Origin of the sequence: Sphingobacterium sp. UBA5639 (assembly GCF_002421245.1) — a bacterium.
In the GTDB taxonomy this organism is placed as follows: domain Bacteria; phylum Bacteroidota; class Bacteroidia; order Sphingobacteriales; family Sphingobacteriaceae; genus Sphingobacterium; species Sphingobacterium multivorum.
Genome location: NZ_DIJR01000032.1, coordinates 27,116 through 46,619, shown reverse-complemented (window position 1 = coordinate 46,619; position 19,504 = coordinate 27,116). Strand labels below are relative to the sequence as shown.

Here is a 19,504-nt window from a genome sequence, read left to right as displayed (position 1 = left end):
ATGTAATCTACTAGGCCATCTTCGAGTTACAGACTCATAATTTGTATTCAGTCTGGTGCTTTAGAATTGCATTTAAAGGCAAATTTATCTAAGTTTATTGAAATTTAATTTTTATGGCAGGAAATTCATTTGGCGATTTATTCAGAATTAGCACTTTCGGCGAATCACACGGCAAAGCTATAGGTGTAATTATTGATGGTTGCCCTTCAAATATAACAATAGACGAGGAATTTATCCAGTCTGAGCTCGACAAACGAAAACCAGGTCAATCTAAGATCACGACACAAAGAAAAGAAAGTGATACCGCACAGATTTTATCTGGCGTATTCGAAGGGAAATCAACGGGAACACCAATAGCAATTGTTATTCCAAATGAAGACCAGCGTTCGAAAGATTACACACATATCAAAGATATCTTCAGACCTTCCCATGCTGATTTCACTTATCAGATGAAATATGGTATTCGTGACTATCGAGGCGGAGGACGTTCCTCAGCGAGGGAAACCGCTGCCCGTGTTGCTGCAGGTGCAGTAGCAAAAAGCTTCCTGACTCAATTTGGCATCGAAATCTTTGCCCACGTTTCGGGGGTAGGCACCATCGAGGCACCAAATGTCGATACCAAAGATCTAAAAGCTTTGCTTGAATTACGGGAAGCTAACATTGCACGTTGTGCAGATCCAGCAACAGCAAATGAAATGGTTGAGTTTATCGACTCGGTCAGAAAAGCGGGTGACACGGTTGGCGGACGTATTTCGGCTGTCATCAGACATGTCCCTGTTGGTTTAGGCGAACCGGTCTTTGATAAGCTCCATGCAGACCTTGCTAAAGCAATGATGAGCATCAATGCGGTACATGGTTTTGAATATGGTTCAGGTTTTGCAGGTTCGGAGTTGCGAGGTTCCGAACATAATGATATATTTGTAGCAGATGACCATGATTTAAATCGAGTGCACACACATACCAACTTTTCTGGAGGGATTCAGGGCGGGATTTCAAATGGTATGGATATTACTTTCAAAGTAGCATTTAAGCCTGTTGCCACTATCATGAGAGATCAAGAAACAGTGGATATCCATGGCAACCCTGCTATTGCAAGTGGCAAGGGGAGACATGACCCTTGTGTTGTTTCGAGAGCAGTAATTATTGTGGAAGCTATGGCAGCACTTGTAATCGCGGATCATCTACTTAAAAATCAAAGTTACAAACATGCTGCAAGATAATTATGTCGTAGGTGTTGATATTGGAGGCACACATATTTCTGCCTGTATCATTGACACAAAACAATGGAATATATACTTAGAAAACGTGGCCAGAAACCACGTTTTTTCTCAAGGAGATGCTAAAACGATTTTACAAACCTGGGCATCAGCTATACGCGATATCATAGCCACCTCACCGGCTCCTATTCAGTTCATCGGCATTGCTATGCCGGGACCCTTTGACTACGAAAATGGAATATCTAAGATACAGGGACAAAGCAAATATGACAATCTGTACAACATGGATGTCAAAGCGCTTTTAGCTGAAGAGCTGGGACTTCCGCCTACGTCTATCCACTTTATCAATGACGCAGCAGCCTTCCTACAAGGTGAAATATTCGTACAGAACTTGCAAACAAACAAGCGGATATTAGGAATTACGTTGGGTACTGGACTTGGATCTGCGGTATGGAATCAAGGTGAAAAAGCCTATGATGCCGCCCTATGGAACAGCCCTTACGAAGATTGTATTTTCGAAGAATTTCTTGTCACACGGTGGTTCATCAAACGTTTCAAAGAAGTAGCAGGAAAAGATGTTACGGGACTTAAAGATATTTTAGATCATCATCGGGAAACTAAGGAATTTCAAATCATCAAAGATGAATATGCTAAACATCTCTTTGATTTTATGCAGTTCTTCGCAGAGAAACATGCTGCTGAAATATTTATAGTCGGTGGCAATATCGCCAAAGCGCTACCTATTTTCATTGGTGACCGAAGTGAATTTGAAAGATTTCAAATTTATACAGCAATACTTGGTGAAAAAGCCGCTATGATTGGCGCTGCGAGTATATTCAATTAAAATATCATCCCAGCCGTTGGAATATTTAGCTTAGTAAAGCAAAAAGATATCCATCTATTAAAACATAGATGGATATTTTTCTGGATTAGCTTCATGCATAATTGCATACACTGTCTCGACAACATCATCAGAAGATGGCTTCGAGAAATAATCCCCATCTGAGCCATATGGCGGACGATGTGCTTTTGCAGTCAGTGTCCTCGGCTGACTATCCAATAGATAGTAGCCATTTTGTTTCTCTAATATCTCTTGCAAGATGAAAGCTGAGGCCCCACCGGGCACATCCTCATCCACAATAAGTAGTTTATTTGTTTTCTTCAGCGATTCAGCACAAAGTTTTCCTTTGTCAAAAGGCTGCAATGTTTGTGCATCAATAATTTCGATGAATATCCCCAAACGTTCCAATTCCACGGCCGCTTCTTCAACAACACGTAAAGTTGACCCATAGGATACCACCGTGATATCCCGCCCCTCTTTAACACATTCGGCATAACCGATTGGCACAGTAAATTCACCAACGTTTTCTGGTAGACGCTCTTTTAGACGATACCCATTCAGACATTCGACAACGATAGCAGGTTCGTCAGAGCGGAACAACGTATTGTACATACCTGCTGCCTGGGTCATATTACGCGGCACACATACATGCAGACCTCTCAAAGATCCTAAAATTACTGACATGGGCGATCCGGAATGCCATATACCTTCCAATCGATGGCCACGTGTACGAATAATTAATGGTGCTTTCTGACCTGCAAAGGTGCGATAACTTAAACTTGCCAAATCATCACTTGCTACTGTAATACCATAGATTAGGTAATCCAGGTATTGGATCTCAGCAATTGGGCGAAGTCCACGGATTGCCAAACCTAGTCCTTTTCCTATAATTGAATTCTCCCGAATACCGGTATCAAATACACGATGCACACCCAGCTTTTCTTGTAAACCTGCAAAACCTTGATTCACATCTCCAATCTTACCGACATCCTCTCCAAACGCCAATAATCGTTCGTCACGCCGGAAGTTCTCTTCAAAACATAGATTCAAGACCTCACGTCCGTCGACCACTTTAGCTTCTTCACTGTAGACTGCAGGTACGACCGTCACGTGAGCAGGTGAATCTACACCATCTGTAAATAATTTTGAATTATAACGTTTCTCATTCAGTTCCTGCTTCTCTTTGTACCAATTTAATAATTGCTGGCGCCCATCGCTATGCTGACCTTTAAGCTCGTGCAACACCTTGCGAACCTGGCCATAAACTTCTTTCAAAGAAGGCTCAACCATCGATTGCAATTTCTTTGACGCAAAATCAGCCCGCTCATTTGGAATACCCTGAAGTAAATCAATAGCTTCCCGAGCTTCGATGCTCAATGTTTTAATATAATCGGCCCAAGCTCGTTTTTGTTCTTGACGAACATGGTCTTTAGCATGTTGATCCAATTGATCCAATTCTTCTGTGGTAGCAATACCAGAACTTACGATCCATTCTTTCATTTTCGCGATACAATCGAAATCAGTTTCCCATTGCAATCTTTCTTGCGATTTATACCGTTCGTGTGAACCTGAAGAAGAGTGTCCTTGAGGCTGCGTCAATTCGGTCACATGAATCAGACATGGAATATGTTTTTCGCGAGCAATTTGGGCGGCCTGCTCGTAGGTTTCACATAAACCCGCATAATCCCATCCCCTCACTTTGAATATCTCGATCCCGTTTGTTAGGTCTTCCTTCTGAAAACCTTTGAGGACTTCGGAGATATCTCCTTTTGTTGTTTGAATTTCATTAGGCACAGATATCCCATACCCATCATCCCAAATAGAAATCACTGTTGGAATCTGGTGAACACCTACGGCGTTGATGACTTCAAAAAATACGCCTTCAGAAGTAGCAGCATTTCCGATAGTGCAGAATGCAACTTCATTTCCTTTATTTGAAAAATAAGATAGATAGTCTAAATTTCTATTCTGCTTATACAACTTAGAAGCCAGGCCCAAGCCCAGCAATCTTGCCATCTGACCGCCAGTGGTCGAAATATCTGAAAACGAGTTTTTCTGAACCATTTGATCCAACCAGTTACCTTGGTCGTCCACAACACGCGTGGCAAAATGGCAGTTCATTTGCCTTCCTGCAGAAGAAGGATCTGCCTCAACATCGGGATGGGCATATAATTGAGAGAAAAAATGATAGACATCACTGATGCCAGAAGCAAATATAAATGTTTGGTCACGGTAATATCCCGACCGCCAGTCCCCATTTCTGAAAACTTTAGCCATCGCGATTTGTGCCAATTCTTTTCCATCGCCAAAAATACCAAACTTAGCCTTACCTGTAAGCACTTCTTTACGTCCCAATAAACTCACGTAACGACTTTCTAAGGCAGTTCGATAATCATTCACAATAATCTTTTTGAACTCGTCAAAGCTCAAAGTGGAAATAGATTCATTGTTTTGGTCAAATGCAGTATCAAACATATTCTTTTTTGTTTCAACAAATTTAACAAAAATATTATTCTATATAATTGGTGTTTATCAAATAAATTGATAATCAATAATTCAGATTTGAAATAGAATATTCTAATTTCTCAAATTAGTACTTTTTGACAAAAAATCCTAATTTTTACAGATTTTTAATTCCAATCAGCAGGCAAAAACACCATTGTCCTTTTTAATTTTTATTTTTGGGTCTTACATTCATCATTTTGAATTTTTCAGCACTTAAACTAGATAAAATCCTTGTCGCTAATCTTGAAAAACAAAAGCTTTCTTCGCTTACACCTATTCAAGAAATAGCTATCCCTGCCATTTTGGAAGGTAGAGACTGTTTGGCGATTGCCCCAACCGGCACGGGAAAAACGGAGGCTTACGCTATCCCCATTATTCAGCGTTTACGAACCAAGATTACCGCAGATCATTTATCGGTCCTTATACTCCTTCCTACACGCGAACTCTGTATACAGACCAAACAGCGCATATCGGGGCTTATCGATGGAATGGAGTTGACTATCGCCAGCTTCTATGGTGGCGGAACTTATGAAAGTCAACTCGACGTTTATCCGAAAGCCCAGATGGTCCTTGCGACTCCAGGACGTTTGCTGGATTTTATTGAACAAGGCATTATCGATCTAAAAACGATAGATATCCTGGTGATCGATGAATTCGATCAATTGTTAGATCTCGGTTTCACGAAAGAAATCAATAAAATCATCAGCACATTGCCTGCTGAGAGACAAACCATTTTCAGTTCAGCTACGAAAACCCCTGAAATCGAAAAAATTGTTCGAAAAAGATTAAGTACCCCTGTTGAGATTAACCTAGAAACAACGGCCAAAAAGGGTCAAATAGAAGAATCTGTCCTCTATGTTGATAAAAATGATAAAAAGACCCTTCTGCGTTATCTCCTTGAAAACCGTATTGCACAGCAAGTAATCGTTTTCACGCGAACAGTTCATGCTGTCGAACGCATCGCAACAGATTTAGATCGAAATGGCATTTCTTGCTCGGCATTATATGGCGATATAGCGCAGCAAAAACGAGAAGAGATTATTACTAAATTCAGACAAAAAGAGGTACGTGTATTAATTGCGACGGACCTTTTGGCTCGAGGGGTAGATTTTCCGGACCTAGAAGCTATCATCAACTACGAAATTCCGGATTCCGCCGAGCTCTATACGCATCGAATCGGTCGAACAGGTCGTTCGGAAGCAGAGGGAAAAGCATTTACCTTTTGCGATGCGGAGGACAATGAAAAGTGGATAAAATTACAGTTATCCTTAAAACGGCAAATTAAAATTGACGATCAACATCCTTATTTATTGAGCTGGGAGAAAATGCGTTCTAGCAGCCAAAACAATCAACGAAAAGGCGGTTCGAAATCAAGAAAACGTCGTTAATTAATAAATATTCTTTTACTTTTACCAGCAAATCAAAAAATCACAATCCGAGATGAGTACAATACATTTATTTGACGATAGCAACAATGCGAATGATAATCGTTTGGGAGACCTGGAAAAAACGATTATAATAAATAGCCTGATGGAAGTTCCCTTTGAAGAGCGGGATGAAGAGTGGCGTGATATTTTTCTGGCTAATATTGCTGAATGCACCTTAAAATTAGCAGAAACAGAAGTGGTTGTTGGTCCTGATGGGTTCCCCTATTTTCAACTCGAAAGTGTTCCGAAAGATCAGAACTTTCAGGCCTTTGTCATTAAAAATCGGCTGAAGGATTTCGTGTTGCCAAAAGGTTTTGGTATTGCTATCAATACACAAAATGAAAACCCCGACTGGGTATTCACCTACGGCGACTTGGTTAACTACTTTTTAAACGGAGAGTTTTATACAGATGATAGTGTTTTCTCAAAGAAAAATGAACAAACGATTATCGGTCAAGATGAAGAAATATTAGTGGGGCAACCTGCCGAGACCATTCTTCCACAGGCTGTCCGCAACCAATTACGTGAATTTTTAGATTATTATGGCGTAAAGAATGCAAAGGTGATGCTCATTGCGCGTAATTATAAAGATGAAGAAAATGCTTCACAAGATTTGGCATTCAATATCGCTGCGAACCAATTCAGGACTGAAAAAGAATTCACCAACATCATGGAAGCAATTGGCTGGTTTCTTCCGAGACATTATTCTTATATCGGATTGGATGAATTTGCAGTAGACAATGGTTTTATGCCACTGTAAAAGACAGAAACTAAAATATATACAAACATAATTAATCCATGTTTCCATTTAACGTAAGAGTGTACGGAATATTGATCAATGAAAATCAAGAGGTATTGATCAGCGACGAAAGAACGGAAAATGTTTCATTTACCAAATTCCCTGGTGGGGGCTTAGAATACGGAGAAGGCTTATTGGATGCTTTGATCCGGGAGTATCAGGAAGAATGTGCTTTTGACATTGCTGTGGTTAAACATATTTACACCACAGACTTTTATGAGAAATCAAGTTTTAACGATAGCCAAATCATATCGATTTACTATCAGGTCAAGAATACCTCAGCTATTCAGATCAGAACGACTACCAAAGCCTTTGACTTCGATCCTGATCAGAAACCTGAAGATAATAAGCTTCAGTCTTTTCGATGGGTACCGATTGAATCGGTGTTAACGGAAGATTTGACCTTCAAAACAGATCAGATCGCCTGGGAAGAATTCTTAAAAACGGTCAAATAATAATAATTTTTCAATTTTCATCATTTTTATTTGTATTTAAAAAATAAAGACATATCTTTACGTAAACCAATGGAAATACTTGATTTTTTTAAAGTATTGACCTTAATAATTACATTTTATTATTTATTTGACATCTCGCATGTGACGAGGAATAAAAGTAGAGGAGCGTGGGATGAGACATACATTGGTTTATTGAATTTGTAAATTCCTAGTCCTATAGGTTTTTTAATAGTTAGTGTGATTTTATGGCGATACTCCCCGTATCGCCTTATTTATTTTACACTTTTTTCCAGCGCCTATTTGAATCCCATATAAGAAGCAAAACAAAGGTTTTTATGTAAAACATCAACATTTTTAAAGCCAACTTGTGTCAATAAGTTGAGTTGATAAATCAGCGATCTTGGTGTATCCTCGTGTTCAATATAGTCAAAAACATGATCACGGTACTGTTCATCCTTCAGGCTAGTTAAGTATTCACCATATTTTTCTCTATAAATTAATTTTTGAAGCTGTTCATTATTTTGCTCAATCAAATCAAAAATCCACACACTTCCCCCGGTTCTCAATAAGCGGAACAGCTTGCCAAACGCATTTTCCCAATCTTTATCATCTCGAAGATGATGTAAAACGGATGTTGCGATGATGACATCAAATTTGTCTTCTTCCAAAGCAGCAGTACGAAAGTCGCCTTTAATCAAATGAATTTCTCCGTTGGTCAATTTTCCAACGCGTTCCTTTGCCCTATTTAACATGGGCTGGCTCAGGTCCAACAGACTAACATTTGGATTAGACTCCAATTTTTGCAATAGTTTTACGTCGTAATTGCCAGCCCCACATCCAATGTCCAATATATTTTGAGCGTTTGGATAAAGACTGACAATGGCATCCGTAATAAGCTCCATATTCCATACCGCATCCAATGTGGTTGCTTGACCTGTTTCTAAATTTGAGAACCGTTCGACATCATTGTCAAACCGTGTTTCAATCTCCTGTAGTGTAGCTTTGTTCATCTCTAAATTGTTTATGCTCTAAAGTTCAGATAGATTCCCCCTACAGCTGTATCTTACAGTCCATCGGGCATTTCATCCATTAATTTTTAATAATTTAAAGGTAGGACTAACTGGAATTCATTAAAAATATTTATTTTGTCATCAATTCATACCAAAAAAGTATCGATGGAAATCCGACATCTCATTTATTTCAAAACAGTAGCCGAAGAGCTTCATTTTGGCCGAGCAGCAGAACGCTTATTTATGTCCCAGCCCCCATTAAGCCGGCAGATTAAAGATCTAGAAGACGAATTGGGTGTTATTCTTTTCTTCCGGACCAACAAACGTGTCGAGCTAACTGAAGCAGGTAAATACTTTTTGGAGGAAGTGTTAGAGATTCTGCAGAACATAGAGCACAGCAAAACGATCACCAAACAGATTCACAACAATATCTCCGGAGAATTCAAACTAGGCTATATCAGTTCAACACCAAAAAAGATGCTTGCCACAGTATTGAAGCAAATTCAACAAAAGTTTCCATACTTAAGGGTTAGTCTTTTTGAAACTTCGACACAGAAGCAGAAGCTGGCGTTGGAAAATGGAAAATTGGATCTAGGCATCATGCGCGCTCCAATTTATTCAAATGAATTGCTGACCACTCCTCTTTTCGAAGACCCTATGGTGATTGTAGGTCCTTCACAGGTGGAATTTAATGCGATCAACTTTTTTAATGAAAGTTTCATTTCTTTCAATCAGAAATACGCCTCCGAATATCACCGGCTTGTTATTAACACCTGTAATCGCATGGGCTTCGAACCTAAGATTGTACACCAGAGCAATTCGATGTCTTCCATCCTTGAGTTGGTAGCACAGGGGTTGGGCCTGGCAGTCGTCCCCTATTCCACCATCAAACAATACCCGCATTTAAACCTAAAAATCATGAAGCTTGAAGATATGGATAGCAAAACAGAAGTGATCCTGGTCTCTAATATAAAAAGTAAAAACAGTGCATTAGGCGAATTTATAGCCTGTATCCAGAAAGAGTATATTGATTTCAATGCGTCCTAAAGGGGCATCTATTGAAATTCCAGCATAAAAAAAGGAGTCAGCATGTTGCTGACTCCTTTTTTTTGGATCGAAGAGCAATATTACCTCTTCTCGAATTTATACGCTAGCGTTGCCATAAAACTACGCGGTGGAATCGGATTCACACTATAGTTTTCATGGATATAATAATTAAACGCGTTGGTAATATTGGATAATTTACCCAAAATACTCCAGTTTTTATAAGCATAACCAGCGGAGAAATCTATGGTCGTAAATGGACTAACAGAGATCAGACGATTGAGGCCATCGCGTACATTGATCTTAGTATTATTCCAACCTGCATTACGTCGACCTGTATAAAATGCGGAAAAACCTAATTTCAGTCCTTTAACTGTCCCATTTTGAATGGTATAAAACACGGTCCCATTAGCCGTATGTGCTGTGGTTCCTACCAGACGTACATTTTCTTCGTTCCCAGAAATTTCAGTCACTTTCTCCTTACCATCAACGATGGTTGTATAACTTGAAATCGGATTGGTTTCGGTATAACGCATATAATTGTAGGAATAACCTGCAATTACATTCAGTCCTGGGAGTAAGGTTCCAGTAACATCAACTTCCAATCCGCTTGAAGCCGTCTTTCCAGAAAATTCTTTCATATTTGCATCGCTATTGCTTGTTCCATTCGGAAGCACCAATAACTGTTGGGCAAAGCGATTGTTGTTAATTCTATACCAAGCAACATTTGCGGATAACCTACCGTTGAAAAAGTCATTTTTCACACCGGCCTCATACTGATCGATGATAGAGGGAGCCATCGGTTGGTAATTCACATCATATCCCGAATTCGATGTAAAGTTATTTGCATAAGTGACATAGACACTTGATGAGCGGATCGGCTGATAGATCAATCCAAATTTAGGCGACCATGCTTTATCCACTTTTGCTCCAATCGGATTTTTTTGACCATCTAGATTAATAATCTCTTCCGATTGATTCGTCGCATAAGTATACTTTTCCGAATTCGGTGTACGCTGATACGTGTAGCGAATACCAGCCAACACTTTAAATTGTTCAGTAACTTCTATTAGGTCCTGAAAAAATACGCCATAACGAAAGATATCCGTCGTTGTTTTGGTCAATAAATCCGCTTGTGGCATATCTGTCCGAAGTCCATTTCCCGAAGCCAAATGCTGCGCAGTTTGCGAGGGATTAAAGACATAAATAGAATCGTATACACCGCCCACATTTTTAGATGCATCAATTTTATAGGCATACGCATTTGAATGCGACTGATCGGCATCTGCTCCCACCAAGATCTTATGCTTGATCGCCCCTGTTTTTACAGTTCCTGTTAGATTCAATTGCTGATTGGCTGTAAACTCATTTGATTTGGATCGGGTTAAATTCCGTGGAGCAATTCCATTTTTATTCGCTTGAATCCGATCTGATCCATAGTAATCACGATCGTAGGTTTGGTAACTTGCTATTGCGTTTAAATTCCATGAATCATTAAACTTATGGTTCAAATTGATCTGCCCGTTTGAGGTATTTGTTCTGTTGAAAGCAAAAGGCACATTCATAAAAGTGTTTCTTCCAACTTCATTATTCAACTTACCATCCACGGTCCCCATTCCAAAGTCCGGCGTAAAATCACTTTTTAAGTAATCGAATGTAAAGTTGAGATCAGTTTTATCGGATATTTTATATAAAACAGAAGGATTTACATATGTACGTTTTGATGTGACCTGATCCCTAAAGCTACCCGCTTTTTCATAAGTTCCGATAACCCGGAATGCAACCTTATTGGAGATTGGACCATACACATCTACTGTTGGTTTATAAAAGTCATAACTTCCTACACGCATTGACGCTTCGCCTCCATAATAAAATTTAGGCTTTTTCGTCACTAGGTTTACAACGGCCCCACCAGATACAACGCCATACAACAAAGCAGAACTTCCTTTTAAAATCTCGACAGATTCTAAGGTGCTCGCCTCAATCGAACCTCCATTATTGGTTCGCGCGCCATTCTTAAATATATTATTTCCGCCTAAGCTATAGCCCCTTGCGTAAAAATTTTCGTTGACCCCACCACGGTTCGCTCCCATCGCGACACCGTTTGCATTTTTTAGCGCGTCGCTCAGGCGATTAACCTGTTGATCCGCAATTACCTGTTCGTTTATAATTTGTACACTCTGCGGCAAATCCCGGTCAATAATCCCTGCTTTACCCACATTCACTGTTTTGCTGTTGTGCGAGTTGTAGCCCACGACTTCCACTTGTTCCAATTGAGATTCAGAAATATTCAAAGCAACATTCACGGCCATCGCCTTTCCATTTTTAACCTCTATAGTACGCTCCTCGACTCCATTTCCGATACTTTTGATCCGAATAGTATAGGTTCCATCCGGAAGATTAGAGAAATGGAAGCTTCCATCACCTGAAGTCGAAGTAGACCTACCTAAAGAAACTATGGTTACTGTAGCCGATTCAATTGGTGCACCATCTTTGGTTTTAACACGGCCATGTATCCCCTTACTTTGCGCCGATGCATCCAAATGAATTGCTCCTACTAATCCTAGACTTAAAACAAGTCCTAGAAAAGTTCTTTTCATGTTAATAAATTGTGAGTTCGTAAAAATTATTTGTCGGCGCAAACATACGATATTATTTTATTGTTTAGAATAGTTTTAAATAAAAATAGTTTATTACGCTAATAAAGCATGATTGAGCTGTATAGCAACTATGATATGCTGCACGGATTCATTGTAACTATTTCTATTATTCATCAGTATTTCCTACATTTATACCAGAACTAACATCCCAACTAATCAATCCAATGAGAAAGTATAAGCTCCTACTCGCCGTCTTTATTTATCTATTCGTTCCCACAGTTTTGCTTGGCCAGCACACACAGGTTGATCATGATCTTACAGAAATTATGCGTCGCTATAATGCCGTAGGGCTCAGTGTGGTCGTCGTCAAAAACAATAAAATTGAGTATCACAAAAATTATGGTTACAAAAACTTGGAAACCAAAACGCCTCTCGGAGAAAATGACCTCTTTCGGATTGCTTCGATTTCAAAGTCATTCACCGCAACATCATTGATGCAATTAATAGCGGATGGCCGATGCAAACTCGACGACGACTTCGGGGATTTGATAGGTTTCCCAATCAGAAATCCGAATTTTCCAGGCAAAAAAATCACCGTCCGGATGATCCTTTCCCATACCTCCAGTATCAATGATAAAAACGGTTACTTCAACCTAGATGTCATCAATCCATCCAAGAACCCCAATTGGAAAGATTCCTACAATCTTTATGAACCCGGCACACAATACCAATATTGTAATCTCAATTTTAATATGGCAGGAGCTGTTCTGGAGAAACTGACCAATACACGCGTCGACAGCTATATTGTTAACCATATCCTCAAACCGCTCAACCTATATGGTGGTTATTGTATCGACTCTTTGGACCAAAGAAGATTTGTTCCTTTATATTCCTTTGATGCTAAAGGTACACCGCATGAAGAACCCAGTGCCTATAATCCACGTCGGGAGGAACTCAATCAGTACATCTTGGGCTATAGCACTCCTGTGCTCTCTCCGACAGGTGGAATGAAAATATCTGCCTTAGATTTAGCTAAATACATGATGATGCATATGAATTACGGCCATAGCAAGGGAAAAAACATCATCGATAAAAAGTATGCGAAGATTATGCAGACCGCTGTAAATAAAGAATCGGGCTATGGATTAGCTATGATGAATAATTCTAAAATTATACCGGGGATTACTTTGACAGGCCATACGGGTTCGGCTTACGGGCTTTATAGTGCACTATTTTTCAACCCTGCAAAGAAATATGGCTTTATTGTCATTACAAACGGCTGCAATATTCCCGACAGCGATGACTTCAACCCTTTGCTTGAAGACTGCATTAGCGCCCTGTACGATGCTTACATTGAATAGGCAACGGCTTACATCAAATAGGCAAAAGTTTAATAAATAAACGAAAGCCAAACCCATAAAATAGAGCCTTGTCCCGGTTTATGGCAAAACCAGGAGCCTTCGTATCAACTGGACAATAACAAAGTAAAAAAGCTGCNNGCAGCTTTTTTACTTTGTTATTTTTACTATTTCTTGTTTTCCACCCAGTTTACAATAGCAGGATCCAGCGGATTCGTCGCAGAACGGAAACGATGGACAAGTTTGCCGTTCTCATCAATCAAAAACTTTTCAAAGTTCCATTTGATATCACCTTTAAAATCTGGGTTCTCCTGAGCGGTCAAATATTTAAACAAGGGTGAAATTTGATCTCCTTTTACATCGACCTTTTCGGCCATTAAAAAATCAACACCATAATTTTGTTCACAAAACTCTTGAATCTGCGCATTTGAACCCGGTTCCTGTTGTCCAAAATTATTTGCCGGAAAGCCAATAATAACGAGCTTATTGCCATAGGTCTTGTGCAATTCCTCCAGATCTTTGTACTGTTTTGTAAAACCACATTTCGAGGCTGTATTCACGATCAATATTTTCTTCCCCTTGAAATCGGACATTTTCACTTCTTGCCCTTCAAGTGTCGTAAACTTAAAATCATAAAAGCTGGGATTGCCAAATAACATTGACATATACACCATAATAGTTGCAATAATCATATTTAATTATTTTAAAGACTTAACAATGAATTACTTTCTCTTTCCAATACCGCATCAAAAAGCTCGTTGATAGGAGATTTTAAAATGGTCCCTACCTGTATCTGATGTGCTTCACAGACTTCCCGCAAGATTAAATCAAAACTATACGCAATAGAACCCACAAAGTGACATGCATATTTATTATAGTCGGGATAGGTCAGAATTGAAGCTTGAACAAATTCTTCAAATCCACTCTTTACCAGATCTATAATATAGGGATGGGTAATATTATCGGACATGAACGGCGCAAAAGATGCTAAGAAAGCATTTGGACGTTCTTTTTGATAAACATTTTTGATGACAATCTCTTTATTGATTCTGTATTTGTTCGCAAATTTTTCGTTCAGATCTTTCGGCATACGGCCATATAGGAAAAGCCTGACCAGATTTTTTCCAAAATAAGCCCCCGACCCCTCATCACCTAATACGTAGCCATTTCCATTATGTGAGGGCATAAGCTCCTCCCCGTCAAAAAAACTCAAATCAGACCCCGTCCCCAATGTCGCTACATAACCTTTTTTATTACCACAGGTCGCTAAGGCACTACCAAAAAGATCGTTCTCAACAGAGATGTAAGCGTTTTCGAATAAGGGTGTCAATGCATTTGAAACCATTTCCCGACGATCGGGCGTAATGCATCCCGCACCAAAAAAATACAACTCAGTAACTTCATCGGCATAGGGAATAATTTCGGGTATTTCCTTAATAACACGTGTGATTTCCTTTTCATTCACAAAAAAAGGATTAAGTCCATTTGTACTGAATGAGATAGGCGCACTATCTGGCAATTCCAACTTCCAATCCGACTTTGAAGAGCCGCTATCAACAACTAAGATCATACAAATTCTTGATTATTTTCCCCCTATAAACTACTGTATCAAACTTAGCAAAAATTCTGATAAAAAACAGATTTTTTGCTTCATCTCCCCAGCCCAATTAAAACCGTCGTTTTATCCAAAGCAGCAATTTTGCCATCGAATTATACCTCATTTCTTAAATAAATTTATGTATATTGGAGGATACTATCAGCTGCTTCCTGTCATCATTCTTTTCTACTAAAAGAATGATGACAGGAAGCAGCTGATTCATAATTGTAGAACCAACAATCTTTTTTTTTGTTTGGTTAAGCGTACGATACTTGTAATTTTGTAAGCTCATACTAAAATCATCTTTCATGGACAGTGACCCTTTCAACATACCCGAAATACATTTTGAGGTATCATTTTCAGAAGCACAAGCTCATTACATCGAAGTAAAAATGAGCATCACAAAGCTCAACCAGCCTTATGTCGATCTAAAAATGCCAGTTTGGTCTCCTGGATCTTATTTAATTCGTGAATATGCTAAAAATGTAGAACGATTTCGATCATTTGACAAAACAGGAAATACGATTTCCTATCAGAAAATTTCAAAAAATACCTGGCGAATACCCACAGAATCTTTGGATCAAATCGAAGTAATCTACGCTGTATACGGTTTTGAAGTTTCTGTGCGTACCAACTTTTTCGATAGTGATCATGCTTTTATTGTGCCTACGGCAACTTTCTTTCATATCGATGGCCGTATAGACAGTCCTTCAACAGTCAGCATAGCACTAAAAGATTCTTGGGCAAGTATATCAACAGGACTCGAACAAATTGAAGAACATAAGTTTTATGCACCAAATTTTGACGTATTATACGATACGCCCATCGAAGCGGGTAACCAAGATGTCTGGAAATTCCAAGCTGCCGGTGTCGAGCATGAATGCGCCATGGTCGGAGGTGGTAGTTATGATAAAGACCGTCTGACGAAAGATATCACACGTATCGTCGAAGAGGAAACCCGCATCTGGGGTTCGAACCCCAATGAGCGATATGTCATTATTACCCACAATTACCAATCTGGAGGTGGAGGCCTAGAACATCTCAATTCAACAGTATTGGGAGCGTCGAGGAATGCGTATTTAAATGAGACAAGCTACAAAAACTATTTGAGTCTCGTTGCACATGAATATTTTCACTTATGGAATGTCAAGCGCTTACGTCCAAAAGCATTAGGACCGTTTAATTACGATGGCGAGAACTATACCACAGGCCTCTGGATCATGGAAGGATTCACTTCATATTATGATAATTTAATTATTAAACGCTGTGGATTTTATGATGAAAAAGAGTACCTCGCTTTGCTAGCTAACGATTTCAATATTGTACTGAACCGACCGGGTCATGCGATACAGTCTGCCGCAGCCTCAAGTTTCGATACCTGGATTAAATATTATAGGCCTGATGAAAATTCGATGAATTCAGGAATTTCCTATTACAACAAGGGGGCAATGCTGACAGCATTGTTGGATATTAAAATTATCGCTGCTACAGAAGGTCGACTAAAATTGGATGATGTTATCCGTGAGGCTTATGAGGAGTTCTACCTAAAACTTGATCGCGGATTTGAAGAAAATGAATTGAGAAGCCTTGCTGAACGCATCGCAGGCACGTCGTTAGACGACATTTTCAATGCTGCCCATCAGGACGGAGAACTGGATTATAACGATTATTTTAATCTCGTTGGTTACGAAATTGTGGATACCAATATTGATAACAACACATTGACATTCGGCATTACGACCAACAAAGTGGATGGGTTAATTTCGGTAGCAACAGTGGAAAAAGGCTCTGGTGCGTATGACGCCGGATTGAATGTAAAAGACGAACTGATTGCAATTAATAATAACAGGCTCGACGTGAAAGACAAGGAAATTGATTTCATTGTTCAACATGCTAAAGAGGGGGAAACATTAAACTTCCTGGTGGCACGAGATGGTTTAGTGCGTGAAATACCTGTTCAGATCAGAAAGAGCAATAAAAAGATATATGAAATCCGTCCGCTCAAAGAACAAACCTTTTTACAGGAATTGCTGGGTAAAATCTGGATGGCATAACACGAAAGTACTAGTATTAAAATTAAAAAAGAATAGCGGGAGATCCCGCTATTCTTTTTTAAAATTTATATCTTACCGAAAAACCGATCGGATCAAATAATTTGATACTGGATTCGTTTAGAAAATCGAAATAAGGTTTTACATCCAATGAGATCTGAAATGGAGCTTGGGGAATATTATATTCAATACCAACAATACCGTCGATACTTAAATTGAGTTGTGAGTCAAACGAATGACGTTGACCATCTATAATTTTATCTTTCTCTTTATAAGAGCCTACGCTACCACCGAAACCATAATACCAATTGAATCCTCCAGTCAATGGTTTATAGATTTCATATAAACCAACAACGCGGAAACGGCGGAAATCAGAATTGCTCTGAATGCTCATGATAGCCTCCAATGCATGGTCCGAGTTAAGCGTATGACGATATGTAATTCCCTGAGCAGACCCAAAACGTCCACCAATAGCACCCTTATTGTCCAACTGAGCCATAGCTCTATTGGATAATGCTCCAAACATCAGCATTCCACCGACAGCCAAAAATATTTTTCTCATAAAAATCGTACGCTTTTTTGCTTTACATTTTTTTCAAACATAGATAAATTGCTTTTTATATGCAATATAATTGCAGTGCACATAAAAACTATTTACCAGAACTTCCCCTATGAAGGACCTTTTCAATAGAGTAAATATCCACTACAGCTATAACGAAACAATGTTTAATTTGTTATGACAATAATCCCGAATTATCCAACTTTATTTCTGTATATTTAGATCAATACAGCATGTAGTAGTAACCAAATAAACTCAAGTGATATGGGCAGAATTTTTGACTTTATAACCTTATATAAAGAAAAATACGCAAAGGACATCATGGTGGCAGGTCGAGATGGAAACGGCCAGTGGAAAACGTATTCTACCAAAGAGTACACCGACGCGATTGACACCTTAAGCAGGGCGTTACTGAAACTAGGCCTCAAAAAAGGTGATCGGGTCGGAATCATGTCCGGCAACCGTCCCGAATGGAATTTAGTTGATTTTGCCTGCAATCAAATCGGTCTCGCAACTGTTCCCCTCTATCCCACATTATCTGCACAGGATCTTTCATTTATCGTGAATGACTCGGATGTCAATGTACTCTTTGTCAGCAACAGCGAATTGACAAACCGTATTGAACAAGCGATCAGGGAGCACGGTATACACCCACAACTGTATACTTTTGATGCCATTGAAAATTATACCCAGCTAAAAACATTCATCGAAACAGCAAAAGATGACTCAACTGATCTAGCTCCGCTTCGTGATGCAGTCACAGAAGATGATCTGCTAACCTTAATTTACACTTCAGGTACCACAGGACGCCCTAAAGGCGTATACTTGTCCCACAAAAATGTATACAGCAACGTCTTGGCCTGCAATCATCTCATCCGATCAGATTTCAAAACGGCGCTAAGCTTTCTTCCGCTATGCCATATCTTTGAACGCATGGTAGTATATATGTACTATTCGAAAGGAATTCAGATTTATTTTTCGGAAACCTTAGACAATGTCGTTGCCGATATCAACGATGTCAAACCGGATGTCTTCACCACAGTACCGCGTGTACTGGAAAAAGTATACGATAAGATTATTGAAAAAGGGAAAGCCTTAACGGGATTAAAAAAGAAAATTTTCTTCTGGGCTGTTGATCTCGGCCTGAAATTTCAAGAACCTGAACGAAATGGACCGCTTTACAATCTCAAACTTGCGATTGCTAGAAAACTCATATTTTCCAAATGGCAAGAAGCTCTTGGCGGAAATATTAAAATTATCGTGTCAGGTGGCGCTGCCCTTCAAGAACGTTTAGCGCGTGTATTCTGGGCTGCTGGACTTAAAGTGCTCGAAGGTTATGGGTTAACTGAAACCTCCCCCGTAATTGCGGTAAACTCGTACTTACCCAATGGATTGAAATTTGGGACGGTAGGGAAACCCCTCAAAAACTTAGAAGTTAAAATTGCTTCAGATGGCGAAATCCTTGTCAAAGGTCCTAGTATCACGACTGGCTATTATAAAAATGAAGAAGCCACGAAAGAGGCTTTTGACGATCATGGATTCTTCAAAACAGGCGACATCGGAGAAATAACATCCGATGGTTTCCTTAAAATCACCGATCGAAAAAAGGAAATGTTTAAGACGGCAGGTGGTAAATATATTGCCCCCCAATCCATTGAAAACAAACTCATGGAATCTACCTTAATCGGACAAGTCATGGTTTTCGGAGAAAATAGAAAATTTCCTGGAGCCTTGATTGTTCCTGCATTTGATGTGCTGTCAAAATGGGCAAGCCAAAAAGGTATTTCCAGTGGTTCAAACGAAGAAATCATCAAAAATCCAGAAGTAATCCAAAAATATCAGGAAGAAATTAACCGATTATCTACTAACTTTGGGCATTGGGAAATTGTCAAGAAATTTATTCTTCTTCCAAAGGAATGGACAATCAACGACGGTCAATTGACACCAAAATTGAGTTTAAAACGAAAAATTATTTTAAAAGAGAACGAAGCCGTAATCGACAAATTGTATCAGGAACAAAACCAAGAATAGCAATTTGCAC

General features: G+C 39.3%; 15 protein-coding genes. 9 read left to right on the top strand and 6 right to left on the bottom strand.

The window, feature by feature from the left end:
• Positions 1-113: 113 nt before the first annotated feature.
• Positions 114-1,220, top strand: a complete 1,107-nt coding sequence (gene aroC / locus B4Z90_RS20895) for a chorismate synthase (protein ID WP_070566019.1) — start codon at positions 114-116, stop codon at positions 1,218-1,220.
• Positions 1,207-2,061 (top strand): ROK family protein, encoded by an 855-nt coding sequence (locus tag B4Z90_RS20890; RefSeq protein WP_070566021.1) that lies wholly within the window; start codon positions 1,207-1,209, stop codon positions 2,059-2,061. Before aroC ends, B4Z90_RS20890 begins: the two co-directional genes overlap by 14 nt.
• Before the next feature lie 57 nt (positions 2,062-2,118).
• Here the strand turns inward: B4Z90_RS20890 and B4Z90_RS20885 are convergent, their stop codons facing one another.
• Positions 2,119-4,533 carry an alpha-ketoacid dehydrogenase subunit alpha/beta gene (locus B4Z90_RS20885; RefSeq protein ID WP_070566023.1) on the bottom strand — a complete coding sequence of 805 codons (2,415 nt, stop codon included), beginning with the start codon at positions 4,531-4,533 and terminating at the stop codon, positions 2,119-2,121.
• A gap of 227 nt (positions 4,534-4,760) precedes the next feature.
• Between B4Z90_RS20885 and B4Z90_RS20880 the strand changes: the two genes are divergently transcribed.
• Genes B4Z90_RS20880 through B4Z90_RS20870 form a run of 3 tightly spaced genes read left to right on the top strand, consistent with a single transcriptional unit; the run spans position 4,761 to position 7,244 of the window.
• Positions 4,761-5,951: a DEAD/DEAH box helicase gene (locus tag B4Z90_RS20880; protein ID WP_070566185.1), complete on the top strand. Its 1,191-nt coding sequence runs from the start codon at positions 4,761-4,763 to the stop codon at positions 5,949-5,951.
• Between the two features lie 52 nt (positions 5,952-6,003).
• Complete coding sequence (locus B4Z90_RS20875) at positions 6,004-6,750, top strand: hypothetical protein (protein ID WP_070566025.1); 747 nt, start codon at positions 6,004-6,006, stop codon at positions 6,748-6,750.
• Positions 6,751-6,788: 38 nt separating this feature from the next.
• Positions 6,789-7,244, top strand: coding sequence for an NUDIX domain-containing protein (locus B4Z90_RS20870; RefSeq protein WP_046671830.1), 456 nt, complete (start codon positions 6,789-6,791; stop codon positions 7,242-7,244).
• Between the two features lie 296 nt (positions 7,245-7,540).
• Here B4Z90_RS20870 and B4Z90_RS20865 read toward each other — a convergent pair whose 3' ends face one another.
• A complete protein-coding gene (locus B4Z90_RS20865; protein WP_046671831.1) occupies positions 7,541-8,254 on the bottom strand; it encodes a class I SAM-dependent methyltransferase in 714 nt (237 codons plus the stop codon).
• 135 nt (positions 8,255-8,389) lie between these two features.
• On the opposite strand from B4Z90_RS20865, the gene B4Z90_RS20860 reads away from it, so the two are divergent.
• Entirely contained in the window at positions 8,390-9,301 is a 912-nt protein-coding gene (locus tag B4Z90_RS20860; RefSeq protein ID WP_236560271.1) for a LysR family transcriptional regulator, read from the top strand.
• Positions 9,302-9,381: 80 nt separating this feature from the next.
• Here B4Z90_RS20860 and B4Z90_RS20855 read toward each other — a convergent pair whose 3' ends face one another.
• Positions 9,382-11,898 (bottom strand): TonB-dependent receptor, encoded by a 2,517-nt coding sequence (locus B4Z90_RS20855; RefSeq protein ID WP_070566029.1) that lies wholly within the window; start codon positions 11,896-11,898, stop codon positions 9,382-9,384.
• Between the two features lie 224 nt (positions 11,899-12,122).
• On the opposite strand from B4Z90_RS20855, the gene B4Z90_RS20850 reads away from it, so the two are divergent.
• Positions 12,123-13,259, top strand: a complete 1,137-nt coding sequence (locus tag B4Z90_RS20850) for a serine hydrolase domain-containing protein (protein WP_286803229.1) — start codon at positions 12,123-12,125, stop codon at positions 13,257-13,259.
• 164 nt (positions 13,260-13,423) lie between these two features.
• Here the strand turns inward: B4Z90_RS20850 and B4Z90_RS20845 are convergent, their stop codons facing one another.
• Complete coding sequence (locus tag B4Z90_RS20845; RefSeq protein ID WP_286753198.1) at positions 13,424-13,948, bottom strand: glutathione peroxidase; 525 nt, start codon at positions 13,946-13,948, stop codon at positions 13,424-13,426.
• A gap of 11 nt (positions 13,949-13,959) precedes the next feature.
• Complete coding sequence (locus B4Z90_RS20840) at positions 13,960-14,826, bottom strand: N-acetylglucosamine kinase (RefSeq protein ID WP_070566035.1); 867 nt, start codon at positions 14,824-14,826, stop codon at positions 13,960-13,962.
• A 335-nt stretch (positions 14,827-15,161) separates the two neighbouring features.
• On the opposite strand from B4Z90_RS20840, the gene B4Z90_RS20835 reads away from it, so the two are divergent.
• The gene (locus B4Z90_RS20835; RefSeq protein WP_115046822.1) at positions 15,162-16,907 is read left to right on the top strand and encodes a M61 family metallopeptidase; all 1,746 of its coding nucleotides are present in this window, start codon (positions 15,162-15,164) and stop codon (positions 16,905-16,907) included.
• A 58-nt stretch (positions 16,908-16,965) separates the two neighbouring features.
• Here the strand turns inward: B4Z90_RS20835 and B4Z90_RS20830 are convergent, their stop codons facing one another.
• Positions 16,966-17,466, bottom strand: a complete 501-nt coding sequence (locus tag B4Z90_RS20830) for a hypothetical protein (protein ID WP_070566042.1) — start codon at positions 17,464-17,466, stop codon at positions 16,966-16,968.
• Between the two features lie 261 nt (positions 17,467-17,727).
• On the opposite strand from B4Z90_RS20830, the gene B4Z90_RS20825 reads away from it, so the two are divergent.
• Positions 17,728-19,494: an AMP-dependent synthetase/ligase gene (locus B4Z90_RS20825; RefSeq protein ID WP_286803228.1), complete on the top strand. Its 1,767-nt coding sequence runs from the start codon at positions 17,728-17,730 to the stop codon at positions 19,492-19,494.
• Positions 19,495-19,504 lie beyond the last annotated feature (10 nt).

Coding starts and splice junctions, on each gene's coding strand:
- aroC (WP_070566019.1), top strand. CDS start 114: ATGGCAGGAAATTCATTTGGCGATTTATTCAGAATTAGCACTTTCGGC.
- B4Z90_RS20890 (WP_070566021.1), top strand. CDS start 1,207: ATGCTGCAAGATAATTATGTCGTAGGTGTTGATATTGGAGGCACACAT.
- B4Z90_RS20885 (WP_070566023.1), bottom strand. CDS start 4,533: ATGTTTGATACTGCATTTGACCAAAACAATGAATCTATTTCCACTTTG.
- B4Z90_RS20875 (WP_070566025.1), top strand. CDS start 6,004: ATGAGTACAATACATTTATTTGACGATAGCAACAATGCGAATGATAAT.
- B4Z90_RS20870 (WP_046671830.1), top strand. CDS start 6,789: ATGTTTCCATTTAACGTAAGAGTGTACGGAATATTGATCAATGAAAAT.
- B4Z90_RS20865 (WP_046671831.1), bottom strand. CDS start 8,254: ATGAACAAAGCTACACTACAGGAGATTGAAACACGGTTTGACAATGAT.
- B4Z90_RS20855 (WP_070566029.1), bottom strand. CDS start 11,898: ATGAAAAGAACTTTTCTAGGACTTGTTTTAAGTCTAGGATTAGTAGGA.
- B4Z90_RS20850 (WP_286803229.1), top strand. CDS start 12,123: ATGAGAAAGTATAAGCTCCTACTCGCCGTCTTTATTTATCTATTCGTT.
- B4Z90_RS20845 (WP_286753198.1), bottom strand. CDS start 13,948: ATGATTATTGCAACTATTATGGTGTATATGTCAATGTTATTTGGCAAT.
- B4Z90_RS20840 (WP_070566035.1), bottom strand. CDS start 14,826: ATGATCTTAGTTGTTGATAGCGGCTCTTCAAAGTCGGATTGGAAGTTG.
- B4Z90_RS20835 (WP_115046822.1), top strand. CDS start 15,162: ATGGACAGTGACCCTTTCAACATACCCGAAATACATTTTGAGGTATCA.
- B4Z90_RS20830 (WP_070566042.1), bottom strand. CDS start 17,466: ATGAGAAAAATATTTTTGGCTGTCGGTGGAATGCTGATGTTTGGAGCA.
- B4Z90_RS20825 (WP_286803228.1), top strand. CDS start 17,728: ATGGGCAGAATTTTTGACTTTATAACCTTATATAAAGAAAAATACGCA.